Source organism: Actinosynnema sp. NPDC049800 (genome assembly GCF_040656635.1).
Classification (GTDB): domain Bacteria; phylum Actinomycetota; class Actinomycetes; order Mycobacteriales; family Pseudonocardiaceae; genus Actinosynnema.
Map to the genome: position 1 here is coordinate 1 of NZ_JBFAMT010000043.1, position 14,523 is coordinate 14,523.

Annotated in this window: 8 protein-coding genes; 6 read left to right on the forward strand and 2 right to left on the reverse strand. The window is 72.3% G+C overall.

Annotation, left to right across the window (positions count from 1 at the left end):
- Nucleotides 1-262: 262 nt before the first annotated feature.
- Entirely contained in the window at nucleotides 263-757 is a 495-nt protein-coding gene (locus tag AB0I91_RS33025) for a MarR family winged helix-turn-helix transcriptional regulator (protein WP_498785279.1), read from the reverse strand.
- Between the two features lie 90 nt (nucleotides 758-847).
- On the opposite strand from AB0I91_RS33025, the gene AB0I91_RS33030 reads away from it, so the two are divergent.
- From AB0I91_RS33030 to AB0I91_RS33040, 3 genes are all read left to right on the forward strand, one after another.
- Nucleotides 848-1,393 carry a YceI family protein gene (locus AB0I91_RS33030; protein WP_499617825.1) on the forward strand — a complete coding sequence of 182 codons (546 nt, stop codon included), beginning with the start codon at nucleotides 848-850 and terminating at the stop codon, nucleotides 1,391-1,393.
- Between the two features lie 437 nt (nucleotides 1,394-1,830).
- Nucleotides 1,831-2,331 carry an ATP-binding protein gene (locus tag AB0I91_RS33035; protein WP_499617826.1) on the forward strand — a complete coding sequence of 167 codons (501 nt, stop codon included), beginning with the start codon at nucleotides 1,831-1,833 and terminating at the stop codon, nucleotides 2,329-2,331.
- Between the two features lie 145 nt (nucleotides 2,332-2,476).
- Nucleotides 2,477-3,016, forward strand: coding sequence for a ricin-type beta-trefoil lectin domain protein (locus tag AB0I91_RS33040; protein ID WP_498785273.1), 540 nt, complete (start codon nucleotides 2,477-2,479; stop codon nucleotides 3,014-3,016).
- A 94-nt stretch (nucleotides 3,017-3,110) separates the two neighbouring features.
- Here AB0I91_RS33040 and AB0I91_RS33045 read toward each other — a convergent pair whose 3' ends face one another.
- On the reverse strand, nucleotides 3,111-3,956 hold the full coding sequence (locus tag AB0I91_RS33045; protein ID WP_499617828.1) for an EamA family transporter: 846 nt from the start codon (nucleotides 3,954-3,956) through the stop codon (nucleotides 3,111-3,113).
- A gap of 209 nt (nucleotides 3,957-4,165) precedes the next feature.
- Here AB0I91_RS33045 and AB0I91_RS33050 point away from each other — a divergent pair, with 209 nt between their 5' ends.
- The 3 genes from AB0I91_RS33050 (at nucleotide 4,166) to AB0I91_RS33060 (ending at nucleotide 14,520) form a co-directional block, all read left to right on the forward strand.
- On the forward strand, nucleotides 4,166-4,780 hold the full coding sequence (locus AB0I91_RS33050; protein ID WP_498785269.1) for a GTP pyrophosphokinase: 615 nt from the start codon (nucleotides 4,166-4,168) through the stop codon (nucleotides 4,778-4,780).
- Nucleotides 4,781-5,327: 547 nt separating this feature from the next.
- Nucleotides 5,328-6,599, forward strand: coding sequence for a serine hydrolase domain-containing protein (locus AB0I91_RS33055; protein WP_498785267.1), 1,272 nt, complete (start codon nucleotides 5,328-5,330; stop codon nucleotides 6,597-6,599).
- 94 nt (nucleotides 6,600-6,693) lie between these two features.
- Complete coding sequence (locus AB0I91_RS33060) at nucleotides 6,694-14,520, forward strand: amino acid adenylation domain-containing protein (RefSeq protein WP_499640473.1); 7,827 nt, start codon at nucleotides 6,694-6,696, stop codon at nucleotides 14,518-14,520.
- The last annotated feature ends 3 nt before the right edge of the window (nucleotides 14,521-14,523 follow it).

The following is a 14,523-nucleotide window of genomic DNA, read 5'->3' on the forward strand; positions in this document are numbered from 1 at the left end:
TGGGCTGGAACCGCCCCCTTGATACGTGTGGTAGCCCGTAGGGAGGTCGGTGGGATGACACGAAACCCGACCAACAACGGACCCGCCGCCGAACCACCCATCGGCCCGTCATCCTGCTGATCTGCCCGTCCGGCGAGGACTCTTTCGCTCTTCAACGCCCTTGATCTTCACCAACGGCCTGCACAACGCACCCCACAGCGCCCCTCACAACCAGCCCCCCACAACCCGCCCCCTCACAACCAGCCCCCCACAACCCGCCCCCTCACAGGTCGGCGAACTCCTCCCGCCGCACCTTCGCGCACTCCGTCGTCAACCCCGCGTCCACGGCCTGGCTGATCTCCGCCAACGACCGCAACTGCTCCGGCGTCAACACGTCGAACAGGTGCTCCCGCACCGCCGTCACGTGCCCCGCCGCCGCCTGCTCCAACACCCCGAACCCGACGTCCGTGAGCACCGCGATCGAGCCACGCCGATCCGAGGGGCAGGCCTGCCGCTCGACCCAGCCCTCCTTCTCCAGCCGGGCCACCGCGTGGGAGAGCCTGGACCGTGACGAGTGGCACACCGCCGCCAACTCGCTCATCCGCAGCGAGCGCTCCGGGGCCTCGGACAGCGCCACGAGGATCTCGTAGTACGCCATCGGCATCCCGGAATCGCGCTGCAACTGCCGGTCCAGGTGTTCGGTGAACTTGGTCACGGCGGTCATGAAGGCACGCCACACCTGCTGCTCTTCGGCGCTCAGCCACCGCACGTCGCTCATGCCTCCATCATACGGCCGTTGTTGAACCTTCAACCAGGATGCGCTATGTTCTGTTGAGAGTTCAACCAGACCAACCCAGAAGGACCATCCATGACCTCGCAGACTGTGCAGATCCCCGGCTACCTCGCGGGCACGTGGGCGATCGACCCGGTGCACTCGGACATCTCGTTCGTGGTTCGCCACCTGGGCGTGTCCAAGGTCCGCGGCCACTTCGGCACCTTCGAGGGCACGATCGTGACGGCCGAGAACCCGCTGGAGTCCACGGTCACCGCGAAGATCGACGCCGCCTCGGTCAACACGCGCAACGACCAGCGCGACGCCCACGTCAAGGGCGAGGACTTCCTGGACGTCGAGAAGTTCCCGGAGCTGACCTTCACCTCCTCGGGCGTGCGCGCCCACGGCGAGGGCTTCCTCGTCGACGGCGAGCTGTCCCTGCACGGCGTGACCAAGCCCGTGACCCTGGAGCTGGAGATCAACGGCTTCGGCGACGGCTTCGAGGGCGCGAAGGTCGTCGGCTTCTCCGCCTCCACCGAGATCAACCGCCGCGAGTTCGGCGTGACCGGTGGCCCGGCGGGCGCGGTCGTCGGCGACAAGATCACCATCCTGCTGGAGATCGAGGCCGTCAAGCAGGCCTGACCTGACGAGCTCGCCCAACGAGCTCGCCCACGAGCTTGACCGACAGGCCTGACCCAACAGACCTGCCCCAGCCTCACCGAAAGGCCCGCCGACACCGGCGGGCCTTTCGCGCTGCTCGACCGACCCTCCCCCACCTCCCCTTCCCCTCCCCCTACCCTGCGTCAGGGCAAGTCGCTGGACCGGGCGAACCCGAGCGTCATTCCATTTCACCGAGCATTTCGGTAGTTTCTGGCGTGCCGCCGCAACCTGCCTGAACCGCGAACCGTCTCCACCCGTAGTAGGTCGTGAAACCAGAGTTTTGCTTCGGTCGGCACTGAAGCTGTAGAACTCGATGCGGACACAGTCCGCTCACGGTCGTAGACCACGTGGGTGACATCGGACGCACTCATGGCACCATCTGGCGCAGCACGCGCCGGACGCAGGCGAGGAGGATCGGTGTGAACGCCCAGACCGAACAGGTCGACGACCTTCGACTCGTCGCGCTGCCCACCGCGGTGAACGTGGCGGACATGTTCGTCCGCTTCTCGCTGGGCGAGTGGCGCCTGCGCGCGATGCAGGACGAGGCCGCGCAGACGGTCCGCCGACTGGTCGGCGCCGCGGTCGACGTGGCCGACCGGCGTGCGCCCGGCTTCCTCCTCGTGCGCCTGCGGCTGACCGGCACCTACCTGGTGGTCGAGGTCGAGGGCAACCGCGTCGCGCTGCCGCCGGAGCTGGCCGGCACCCGCGCCGGCCTGGTCGACCTCACCGCGGGCGGCCACCTGGCGTGGTGCGAACTGGCCCTCCCGTCGGGCATGAACGCCTCGGCCGTGCCGCTGCCCCGCCGCGAACCCCGCCGTTCCCCGGCCGCCGAGCAGCTGGGCGACGAGCCGAACGTGGACCCCGAGGTCATCCAGCGCATCCTCTACGGCCTGGGCGGCGGCGCGCACCGCCCCGACTGACCCACGCCACCTCACACCCGACGCGCAGCACCCCACCCCGCCCGATCAGGCGACACCACCGGTCGGAGCACTGCCGTCACGTCCGAATGGCGGTAAGCCATGAGATACGCCCTGTCCGGGGCGCACCTCATGAAAGGGACCGCTGATGCTTCTCCGACGTGCCGCCAGAACGATCGTCGCGTGGACCGCCGCCGTCTGCGCGGTGGTGGCCTTGACCACAGCGCCCTCGGCCACCGCCTCGACCACGGCCGCACCACGCGCGATGGTCCCGGACGGGGTGTACGGCATCACCTTCGGCGGTGACGAGGACGCCCACCTCACCCCCCTGTCGAGCCAGCAGGGCGCGCCGACCGTCCTCCTGCCGCCGATCGGCCTGCCCGGCTACCAGGAGTGGGAGCTGGTCAGGGACAGCCGGACCACCCAGCTCATCAGGAACCTCGGCACCGGCCTCTACCTGACGCCCGGCGAGGGACAACCGGCCGACCACCGGGCCGTCGTCGCCGGCCCTTATCCGTACTCGTGGGTCGTGCGCACCGGTTCGGCGCCCAACCGCGTGACCATCGCGACCTGGAACGGTGGGTTCGCCCTCGACCTGTCACCGAAGATGATCTACCCACCCCGCGTCGACGTCCAGACGCGCCGCGGCGACCTGAGCCAGGAGTGGGTGCTGGCCCTGCACGAGTGACACCCGGGCACTTGTAACACCCGGGCACGAGCGACATCCAAGCACGAGCGACACCCGGGGCCGGTGTCCACCCGGGACACCGGCCCCGGTCACCTCACCGCCGCGCGAGCGCCACCAGCGCGACCGCGAGCACACCCATCCCGCACCACGACACGAGCGGCAGGCGTTCGTCCAGCACGACCACGCCCAGCACCGCCGCCACCGCCGGCTCGGCGAGCGTCAACGTGGTCGCCGCCGCCGCGCCCGTGTGCCGAAGCCCACGGGCGAACAGCAGGTACGCGGCGAACGTGGTGAACACCGCCAGGTGCGCGGTCACCGCCAGCCCCGACGGGCTCGCCACCCAGCCGACGCCGATCACCACCAGCACCGGCAACGTCAGGGCCGACGCGCCACCGAACACCACGCCCACCACGGCCCGGGACGGGTGCCCGAGCCCGATCAGGTGCGCGCAGATCACCGAGTACGCGGCGTAGGACAAGCCCGCGACCAGCGCCAACGCCACTCCGACCAGGTCGACGCGGGTGTCGCCGCCGCCCAGCACGAGCACCGCGCACCCGACCACCGCGGCCGACGTGAGCAGCGGCCTCGACCGCAGCCCCAGCACGATCGGCGCGGTGGCCAGCGCCACGGTGGTGCCCACCGCCACGCCCGTGCGCGCGACGGCCGGGTAGAACGCCAGCGCGTAGCCGGCCACGGTCAGCGCGCCGAGCAGCAGCAACCTCCAGTCGGCGGTCCGCAGCACGGCACGCGTGCCGCGAGCAGTCAGGAACAGCAAGCAGCCACCCACCACCAGACCCGCCGCGCCCACGGCCGCGGCCGGTGCGGAGGCGGGCGCCATCGAGCTTGCGGTGCCGGTGGTGCCCCACAGGACGCACGCGGCCAGGATCGGCAGGGGTCCGCGGGTGGAACGAGCACGTGTTTCCACGGCAGAGGTCGACACGAGGTCTCCGTTCGCGAGACGAGAGGGAAGAGGACGCGAACGGGCGCACCGCGTGACCGGATCGAGGCGTGCGTGATCGGGTCAGGCAGGCGTGAAGGCGTGCGTCAGCGAGTGCGCCCGGTCAGGCGCACGGCGGCGGAAGGACCACGTGCCAGTGGGTGTTCACGCCCGGCATCCTAGACGACCGGCCGGCCGGTATCGTGGGGATCATGGACATCGGCGTCGCGGATGACCTGCTGCGGCGGTCCCTCGTGGTCTACAAGTTCGCGGTCGACGAACTCATGACGAAACTGCGGATCCTCAGCGAGGAGTTCGACCTCGTCCACCGGCACGACCCGATCGAGCACGTCACGCACCGCGTGAAGCGGCCCGACGCGATCCTCGACAAGCTCCGGCGCAAGGGGCTGCCGGCGGACCTGGCGCTGGCCGCCGAGCACCTGGACGACGTGGCGGGCGTGCGGGTGGTGTGCCCGTTCGTGTCCGATGTGTACCGCGTGCGGGACATGCTGGCCCGGCAGAGCGACGTGGAGATCCTGCGGACCAAGGACTACATCGCCGAGCCGAAGCCGAACGGGTACCGCAGCCTGCACCTGATCGTGCGCATCCCGGTGTTCCTGTCCGACCGGGTGGAGCACGTGAAGGTCGAGGTGCAGCTGCGGACCATCGCGATGGACTTCTGGGCCACTTTGGAGCACAAGCTCTACTACAAGTACGACGACCAGGTGCCCGCGGGTTTCGTCGAGGAGCTGACCGCCACCGCCGCCATCGCCGCGGAGCTGGACGCCCGGATGCAGGTCCTGCACCACGAGGTCCAGCGCGACTGACGCGCCCTCCCGCGCAGGACCCCCAGGACCCCCAGGACCGAACCGGCCCCGTCCCGACCCCTCACCCGGTCCGCCAATCATCAACCGTGCCGAACGTCACCTTCGCACGCCCACCTTCGCACGCCACCGCCGCACGCTTCCGCCGACGTGCCCGCCGCGCTACGCCCGAGTAACGTCAAACGACGCCAGACAAAGAAGGTTACGGCTGTCTCATAACCTCGACGAAAATCCATCTGAACGGAGCACGAAGACATTTCGTACAGGCTCCTGATGGACAGGCTACCGACCCGCTCAACCCGTTGACACCCGACTGCGAATAACCCTCGCGTACTGCACGTCTTTACGAGACCACACGGTCCAAACCAGCCGTTCGAGTGAATCCCTGAAGTGTCTCTTCTGACGCGGGGTCACCCTCCCCTCAAAATGGGGAGAGACCTTTCCGCAAATGCTCCGTTCGGCGGTCGCGACGATCTCCCGGCGACAGCCAACGTTGGGCCCGCGGCCCGGTTACTCATTGACACTGTGGCTCATTCTCAGAGGATCACGCATGGACACCGACCGGATCTCCACCCGATTAGCGACGCTGACCCGCGAGCACCTGGTGCCCGGGGCGCAGCTCGCCGTGCACCACGAGGGACGCACGTGGACGCACGAGGTGGGCCTGGCCGCCGACGCGGCCGTGCCCATCGGCTCGATCACCAAGACGTTCACCGCGACCGTCGCCATGGCCCTCGTCTCGGACGGGGACCTCGACCTGGACGCGCCGCTGTCCGACCACCTGCCCGGGGTGGCGGCCGGCGAACTCACGCTGCGCCACCTGCTCAGCCACACCGGCGGCCTGCCGTCGGATCCGGAGGACGTGCGCACGACCTCGCTGCGCCACCACGTCCGGCAGGCGCTGCGCGAGCTGCACCCCCTGCACGAGCCCGGCGCGGGCTTCTCCTACTCCAACATCGGGTACTCCCTGATCGGCCACCTGATCGAGGTGGCGACCGGGATGTCCTGGTCGGAGGCGGTGGAGGCGGTCCTGCTGCGCCCGCTCGGGGTGCGCGCCAGGTTCATCACCAGCCCGGACGCCGACGTCGTCAGCGGCCACGCCGTCAACACCGCCACGGGCCGCGTGGTGCCGGTGGCGCAGTCGCTGACGCCGGTCGACGCGCCCGCCGGCGCCCTGGCCGTGAGCGCCGCGGAGCTGGTGACGTTCGGCCGGATGCTCGGCGGCGGCGCGCCGCACCTGATGAGCCCGGACGACCTCGCCCTCATGCGCGAGCCCGTGCGGCACGCGGAGCCGTTCGGCATGGCCGACGGCTGGGGCCTCGGCCTGGCGCTGTTCCAGCGCGACGGCGTCCGCTGGGTCGGCCACGACGGCACCGCCGACGGCACGTCGTGCCACCTGCGGATCAACCCGGCCGACGGCACCGCGGTCGCCCTGACGACCAACGGCAGCAGCGGCTGGGGCCTGTGGCGCGAGCTCGTGCCGGAATTGGCCGACGCGGGCCTGCCGGTGGCGGATTACGACGGAATGAGCGGGCTGGACCGCCCCATCGCCCCTCCGCCGGACTGCACCGGGCGCTTCCGCAACGGCGATGTCGAATACGCCGTGCGCGCCGTGGACCGGGAGCGGCTGGCGCTCACGGTGGACGGCGAGCCGTTCGCCGACCTGTCGTTGTTCGACGGCCTCGTCTTCGCGATGCGCGATTCCGACACCGGCGACACCAACCAGACCGGGCGTTTCCTGCGCGACCCGGGTGACGGCGGTATCCGGTGGATCCAGATCGGCGGGCGACTCGCCCGCAGGCAGGTCGCGAAAACGGGCTGAATTTCACGTTTGAACTCCAGCGGTATTGGGTAAGCCGCGCCCCCGAGCCAGAAAGGCACCTCTCGCGATGACGCACGCCCGCACACTGCCGGAATTGATCGCCGCGCAGGCGCTGCGCAGTCCCGACGCACCCGCGGTCATATCGGCCAAAGGTGTGGTCGGCTACCGGGAACTCGACGAACGCGCGAACCGACTCGCACACCTGCTCCTCGCCAAGGGGGCGCGGCGGGAGCAGGTGGTGGCGGTGGCGATGCCGCGCTCGGTGGACAACGTCGTGGCGCGGCTCGCGGTGCTGAAGACCGGCGCCGCGTACCTGCCGATCGACCCGGACTACCCGGCCGACCGGATCGCGTTCATGGTCTCCGACGCCGAGCCGCTGCTGGTGCTCTCCGACCAGCCGTACCTCGCCGATCACCCCGACACCGCACCGGATGCCGCACCCGCCACCGCGCCCGACGTCGTGATCCGGCCGGAGGACCCGGCGTACGTGATCTACACGTCCGGGTCGACCGGCCGCCCGAAGGGCGTCGTGGTGCCGCACCGGGGTCTGCCCGCGTTCTCCGCCGCCGAGGTGGCCCACTTCGACGTGCGACCGGGCGACCGGGTCCTCCAGTTCTCCTCGCCCAGCTTCGACGCCTCGGTGCTGGAGCTGTGCATGGCCCTGCCCGCCGGCGCGGCGCTCGTGGTGCCGCCGCCCGGACCGCTGCTCGGCGACCAGCTCGCGGAGGTGATCGCCGGGTTCGGCGTCACGCACGCGCTGATCCCGCCGGTGGCGCTGGCCACCGTGCCCGACGTCGAGCTGCCCTCCTTCCGCACCCTGATCGTCGGCGGTGACGCCTGCCCGCCCGACCTGGTGGCGAAGTGGGCCCCCGGCCGCCGCATGATCAACGCCTACGGGCCGACCGAGTCCACAGTGGTCACGTCGTGGAGCGAGCCGCTCGAGCCGGGCGGCACGCCGCCCATCGGCCGCCCGATCCCCGGCACCGAGGTCCGCGTGCTGGACGACGACCTGCGCCCCGCCGCGGAGGGCGAGCTGTACGTGACCGGCGTCGGCCTGGCCCGGGGCTACCTCCGCCGGCCGGGGCTGACCGCGCAGCGGTTCCTGCCCGACCCGTTCGGCGAGCCCGGCGCCCGCATGTACCGCACCGGCGACGTGGTCCGCACCCGCGCCGACAGCCAGTTGGAGTTCGTCGGCCGGGCCGACCACCAGGTGAAGATCCGGGGCTTCCGGGTCGAGCCGGGCGAGATCGAGGCGCTGCTGCGGCAGCGGCCCGGCGTGGAGCACGCCGTCGTCGTCGCGCGCGGCGAGCCGAAGCGGTTGGTGGCGTACGTGATCGGCGAGACGGCGGGTCTGCGGGAACACCTCGTCGACAGACTGCCGGACTACCTCGTGCCCTCGGCGTTCGTCGCGCTGGAAGCGTTCCCGCTGACGCCGAACGGAAAGCTGGACCGGGACGCGCTGCCCGAGCCGGTCGTCGGCGACGTCCCGGAGGACCACGTCGAGCCGCGCACCGCGGCCGAGCGGCGGGTCGCCGCGGTGTGGTCCGACGTGCTCGGCGTGCCCCAGGTCGGCGCGCACGACGACTTCTTCGCCCTCGGCGGCGACTCGATCCTGGCCGTGCGGGCGCTGTCGCGGCTCGGCGGGCTGCCGGTGCGGGCGATGTTCGACCACCGCACGGTCGCCGCGCTCGCCGAGGCCCTGCCCGACCAGGACGGCGCGCCGATCCCCCGCGTGCCCCGGGTCAAGCCGCTGCCCCTGTCCTCGGCGCAGCGCCGCCTGTTCTCGCTGGACGGCACGGCGGAGCAGAACACCGCGGTCGGCATCCGGCTCACGGGTCCGCTGGACGTGCGACGCCTGGCCGAGGCGCTGGACGCGCTGGCTCGCCGGCACGACGCGCTGCGCACGACGTTCGACGTGGTGGGCGACGAGCCGGTGCAGATCGTCGCGGAGCACGGCACGATCCCGCTGCGCGTGCTGCCCGCACCGGACGCGACCGACCCGGGCGCGACCGACCTAAGCGCGTCCGACCCGGGCGCGACCACCCCGAGCCGGACGGAACCGAGACAGCCCCAGCCGACCGGAGCCGCACCGGGCGCGACCACCCCGAGCCCGACCGAACCCAACCCGACCGAACCCAACCCGACCGAACCCGGCCCGACCGAGCTCGGCCTGGACGAGCCCTTCGACCTCCGCCGCGGCCCGCTCACCCGCGCCGTGCTCAGCCCCCTCGGCCCGGACGAGCACCTCCTCACCCTCGTCCAGCACCACATCATCACCGACGGCTGGTCGGTGCAGGTGCTGCTGGCGGAGCTGGCCGAGCTCTACGCCGGCGGGCGCCCGGCCGATCCCCCCGTGCAGTACCCCGACTTCACCGCGTGGGACCGGTCGAGGCCCGAGGGCGACCCGGCCTACTGGCGCGACCGCCTCGCCGGCATCGAGGCGCTGGACCTGCCCACCGACCGACCCCGGCCGCCGCTGCGCACCACGTCCGGCGCGGTGCTGCGGCGGCCGTTGCCCGCCGACCTGGTCCGCCGGCTGGCGGTCGTGGGCCGGGCGCACGATGCCACCTTGTTCATGACGCTCACGGCCGCCGTGCAGGTGCTGCTGTCCGCGCGCAGCCGGCAGCGGGACGTCGCGGTCGGCACGGTCAGCTCCGGCCGCGACCGCGCCGACCTGGAACGCGCGGTCGGGTTCTTCGTCCGCACGCTCGTGCTGCGCTCCTGGGTCGACCCGGACCTGCCGTTCACCGCGTTCCTGGACCAGGTGCGGGACACGGCGCTGGAGGCCTTCGCGCACGACGACGTGCCGTTCGACCGGGTGGTGGAGGAGGTGCGGCCCGACCCCGACCCCAGCCGCACGCCCCTCGTGCAGGCCGTCGTCGCCCTGCACCAGCCGCTGCTGCCCGGCGCCGCGTTCGGCGACCTGACCGCCGCCGAGCACGACCTCCCGCGCCCGGTGGCCCGGTTCGACCTGGTGGTGGAGTTCTGGCCGCGCGGCGAGGACCTCGCGCTGACCGTCGAGTACAACACCGACCTGTTCGACGCCGCCACGATCGAGTCGCTGAGCGACGACCTGGAAGCGTTGCTGCGCCTGGTGGTGGACGACCCGGACCGCCCGCTGCGCGACCTGACCGCACTGGACTTCGCGCCGGACGAGGCCGTCCGGATCCGGGGCTTCCGGGTCGACCTCGGCGAGGTCGAGCAGGCGATCCGGCGGCACCACGAGGTGGCCGACGCGGCCGTGGTCGTGGCCGACAAGCGACTCGTCGCCTACGTGACGCCGCCGGTGAACCCCTCGGCACTGCGGGGGTTCCTCGGCCAGGTGCTGCCCGCGCACGCCGTGCCCGCCGCGGTCGTCGGCCTCGACCACCTCGACCGGGACTCGTTGCCCGCGCCGCCGGACGACCGCGCCGAAGTCCGTTACGTCGCACCGCGCACGCCCGTCGAGGCCGTGCTGGCGGACGTGTTCGCCGAGGTGCTCGGCGCGGCCCGGGTCGGCGTGCGGGACAACTTCTTCGCCCTGGGCGGCGACTCGATCCTGGGCATCCAGGTGGTCACCCGCGCCCGCCGCGCCGGGCTGGTGCTGACCTCGCGGGACATCTTCGCGCACCAGACGATCGCCGCGATCGCGCCGCACGTCACCCGGGACCTGCCGCCCACCGCCGACCAGGGCGCGGTGACCGGCGAGGCGCCGCTCACCCCGATCCAGCGCTGGTTCCTCGACGGCCACGCCGTGCGGCCGGAGCACTTCGACCAGTCCGTCGTCGTCGACCTGGACGGCGACCTCGACGTGCCCGCGCTGCGCACCGCCCTCACCGCGCTGGTCGCGCACCACGACGCGCTGCGCACCCGGTTCGAGGGCGACCGCCAGGTGGTCGGGCCCGTCACGGGCGCCGACCCGTTGGCGCTGGAGCACTTCGACCTCACCCGCGGGCCGCTGCTGCGGGCCGAGGTCCTCGACGGCGAGTCGGTCCGGCTGACCGCGCACCACCTCGTCGTCGACGGCGTGTCGTGGCGGGTGCTGGTCGAGGACCTGACCACCGCCTACCGCCAGGCCCGCGCCGGCGAGGCCGTCCGCGTCGGGCGCAAGACGACGTCGTTCCGCGACTGGGCGATCCGGCTCGCCGACCACGCGCGGCACGGCTTCGACGCCGAGCTCGCCCACTGGGCGGCGGTGGCCGCCACGCCGACCGACATCCCGGTGGACCGGACCGGCCCGAACACGGTGGGCTCGCAGCGCGAGGTCACCGTGCGGCTCACCGAGCCGGAGACCGACGCGCTGCTGCGCGACGTGCCCGGCGTCTACCGCACGCAGGTCAACGACGTGCTGCTGACCGCGCTCGGCCGGGTGCTGGCCGACTGGACCGGCCGGTCGCGCGTGCTGGTCGACCTGGAGGGCCACGGCCGCGAGGAGCTGTTCGCCGACGTCGACCTGTCCCGCACGGTCGGCTGGTTCACCACCGTCTTCCCCGTCGCGCTCGACCTGCCCGACGGCGAGCGGACGCCCGGCTACTGGGGCGCCGCGCTCAAGTCGGTGAAGGAGCAGCTGCGGGCCGTGCCCGGACGCGGCCTCGGCTACGGCGCGCTGCGCCACCTGGCCCGCACCGCGCCCGCCTGCGACCCCCGGGTCTCGTTCAACTACCTGGGCCGGTTCGACGCCGACCAGCGCGACCTGGAGCTGTCCGCCGACCCGCGCGCGCCGCGCCCCCACCTGCTCGACGTGGTCGGCCAGGTGCGCGGCGACCGGCTGGAGTTCACCTTCCACTACAGCGAGCACGCCCACGACCGGGACACCGTCGCCCACCTCGCGGACGGGTTCGCCGCCGCGCTGCGCGGCATCGTGGCGCACTGCGCCGAGCCCGGCGCGGGTGGCCGCACGCCGTCGGACTTCCCGCTGGCGCGCCTGACCCAGGCCGAGGTGGACCTGATCACCGGCGAGGACGCCTACCCGCTCACCCCGATGCAGGCGGGCATGGTGTTCCACGGCCTCGGCGACAAGGGCGTCTACTTCCAGCAGACCACGTTCGTCGTGGACGGCGTGACCGACCCGGCCGCGTTCGCCGCCGCCTGGCAGCGGGTGGTCGACCGGACGCCCGTGCTGCGCAGCAGCGTGCTGTGGGAGGGCGTGCGGCAGCCGTTGCAGGTGGTGCACGAGCACGTCCGGGTGCCGGTCACGGTCCTGGACTGGAGCAGGCTGGACGAGGACGCCCGTGCCCAGCGGCTGCGCGACCTGCTGGCCGAGGACCGGGCCGAGGGCATCGACCTGACCACGCCGCCGTTGATGCGGGTCGCGATCGCCCGCCTGTCCCCGACCAGCGTCCAGGTGCTGTGGACGTTCCACCACGTGCTGCTCGACGGCTGGAGCGTCTTCCACGTGCTGTCCGACGTGCTGGGCGAGCCGGCCGAGCGGCGGCCGTTCCGCGACTACGTGGCCTGGACCGCCGCGCAGGACGAGGACGCCGCGCGGGAGCACTGGCGGCGGGTGCTGGCCGGGTTCGACTCGCCCACACCGCTGCCCGCCGACCGCCCGGCCGAGCACGGCACGTCGTCGCAACGGTTCCGGGTCGAGCTGAGCGACGGCGAGTCCGCGTCGCTGTACGAGTTCGCCCGCCGGCACCGCGTCACGCCGAGCGCGATCGTGCAGGGCGCGTGGGCGCTGCTGCTGGCCCGCTCCTCCGGCCGGCGTGACGTGTGCTTCGGCGCGACCGTGTCCGGCCGGCCCGCGGAACTGCCCGGCGTGGACGAGATCACCGGCATCTTCATCAACACCCTGCCGGTGCGGGTCCGGGTCGACGGCGGGACGCCCGTGGCCCACTGGTTGCGCGCGTTGCAGGACGCCCAGGTCGAGGCGCGGCGGTTCGAGCACGTGCCGCTGGCCGACATCCAGGCGTGGAGCGAGGTCGAGCGCGGCACGAGCCTGTTCGACAGCGCGGTCGTGTTCGAGAACTACCCGGTGGACCTGGCCGAGGGCATGGGTTTGCGTGACCTGGCCGCGGTCGAGACCACGAGCTTCCCGCTCAGCGCCACCGTCTACCCGGCCGACCGGCTCGGCGTGCTGCTGGGCTACGAGCCCGCGATGTTCGACCGCGCCACCGTGCGCCGGCTCGGCGACCGGCTGCGCAGGCTGCTGGTCGGCCTGGTCGCGGACCCGGACCGGCCGATCGCCGACGTGCCGTGGCTGGCCGAGGACGAGGTCCGCCAGGTGGTCGTGGACTGGAACGGCACGGCGGTCGGCGAGCCGATCACCACCACGATCCCCGAGCTGTTCGCCGCCCAGGCCGCCCGCACCCCGGACGCCGTCGCGGTGACGTGCGAGGGCCGGCGCCTCACGTACCGCGAGCTGGACGAGCGCGCGAACCGGTTGGCGCACCACCTCGTCGCGGCCGGCGCCGGCCCGGAAACGCTGGTGGCGCTGCGCTTCCCGCGCTCGCTCGACCTCGTGGTCGCGGTGCTCGGCGTGCTGAAGTCCGGCGCGGCCTACCTGCCGCTGGACGCCTCGTCACCGGCCGAGCGCGTCTCGCACATCCTCGAAGACGCCCGGCCAGTGCACACGTTGGACCGGTTGCCGGACCTCTCCGGGCTGCCGACCGACGCGCCCGACGTCCCGCTGCGACCCGACAACGCCGCGTACGTGATCTACACGTCCGGCTCGACCGGCCGCCCCAAGGGCGTCGTGATCCCCCACTCGAACGTGGTCCGGCTGTTCTCCCAGACCGACCACTGGTTCGGCTTCGGACCCGACGACGTCTGGACCCTCTTCCACAGCTACGCCTTCGACTTCTCCGTCTGGGAACTGTGGGGGCCGCTCCTGCACGGAGGCCGACTCGTGGTCGTCCCCTACGAGGTCACCCGATCCCCCCGCGACTTCGCCCGACTGATCGACGACGAGGGCGTGACCGTGCTCAACCAGACGCCGTCGGCGTTCTACGAACTGCTGGAGCACGCGCCCGACCTCGACGTCCGGTACGTGATCTTCGGCGGTGAAGCCCTCGACGTGCGCAAGGTCTCCCGTTGGCGCGGCTCGGGCGCGTTGGTCAACATGTACGGGATCACCGAGACCACCGTGCACGTCACCTGGACGCACGCGGACGGCTCCATCGGCGTGCCCATCCCCGACCTGCGCGTCTACGTGCTCGACGACGACCTCAACCCGGTGCCGCCGCACGTGCCGGGCGAGATGTACGTGGCCGGACCCGGCCTCGCCCGCGGCTACCTCGACCGGCCCGGCCTGACCGCGTCCCGGTTCGTCGCGGATCCGTTCGGCGCACCCGGTTCCCGCATGTACCGCAGCGGGGACCTGGCCCGATGGGAGGACGGCGCGCTGCACTACCTGGGCCGTGCGGACCAGCAGGTGAAGATCCGCGGGTTCCGGATCGAACTCGGCGAGGTGGAATCGGCGATCGCCGCGCATCCTGCCGTCGCCCAGGTCGTTGTAGTGGCGAACGAACAACGCTTGGTGGCGTACTTCGTGCCGGACAAGCCGACTACGGCGTCGGAGCTGCGCGACCACACGGCCGAGGTCCTGCCCGACCACATGGTGCCCGCCGCGTTCGTCGCACTGGAAAGCCTGCCGTTGACGGTGAACGGCAAGCTCGACCGCGTCGCGCTCCCCGCGCCCGAGCGCGACGCGGTCACGTCCTCCGCCTACGTGGCACCCCGCACCGAGACCGAGGACGCGATCGCCGCCATCTGGGCGGACGTGCTCGGCGTCGGCCGCGTCGGGGTCGAGGACAGCTTCTTCACCCTGGGCGGCGACTCGATCCGCAGCCTGCACATCACGTCCCGGACCAAGGCGGCGTTCGGCGTCGACCTGTCCCCACGCGACGTCCTCACCGCGCGCACCGTGTCCGCCCTGGCCGACCTGGTCGAGGAGCTGGTGCTCGCGGACCTCGAAGCCCTCGCTGCCGACACGGAGGCGTGACCC

What these genes read in the sequence shown, in the direction of transcription:
- AB0I91_RS33025 (WP_498785279.1), bottom strand. Translation starts at nt 757, where the DNA reads ATGAGCGACGTGCGGTGGCTGAGCGCCGAAGAGCAGCAGGTGTGGCGT.
- AB0I91_RS33030 (WP_499617825.1), top strand. Translation starts at nt 848, where the DNA reads ATGACCTCGCAGACTGTGCAGATCCCCGGCTACCTCGCGGGCACGTGG.
- AB0I91_RS33040 (WP_498785273.1), top strand. Translation starts at nt 2,477, where the DNA reads ATGCTTCTCCGACGTGCCGCCAGAACGATCGTCGCGTGGACCGCCGCC.
- AB0I91_RS33050 (WP_498785269.1), top strand. Translation starts at nt 4,166, where the DNA reads ATGGACATCGGCGTCGCGGATGACCTGCTGCGGCGGTCCCTCGTGGTC.
- AB0I91_RS33055 (WP_498785267.1), top strand. Translation starts at nt 5,328, where the DNA reads ATGGACACCGACCGGATCTCCACCCGATTAGCGACGCTGACCCGCGAG.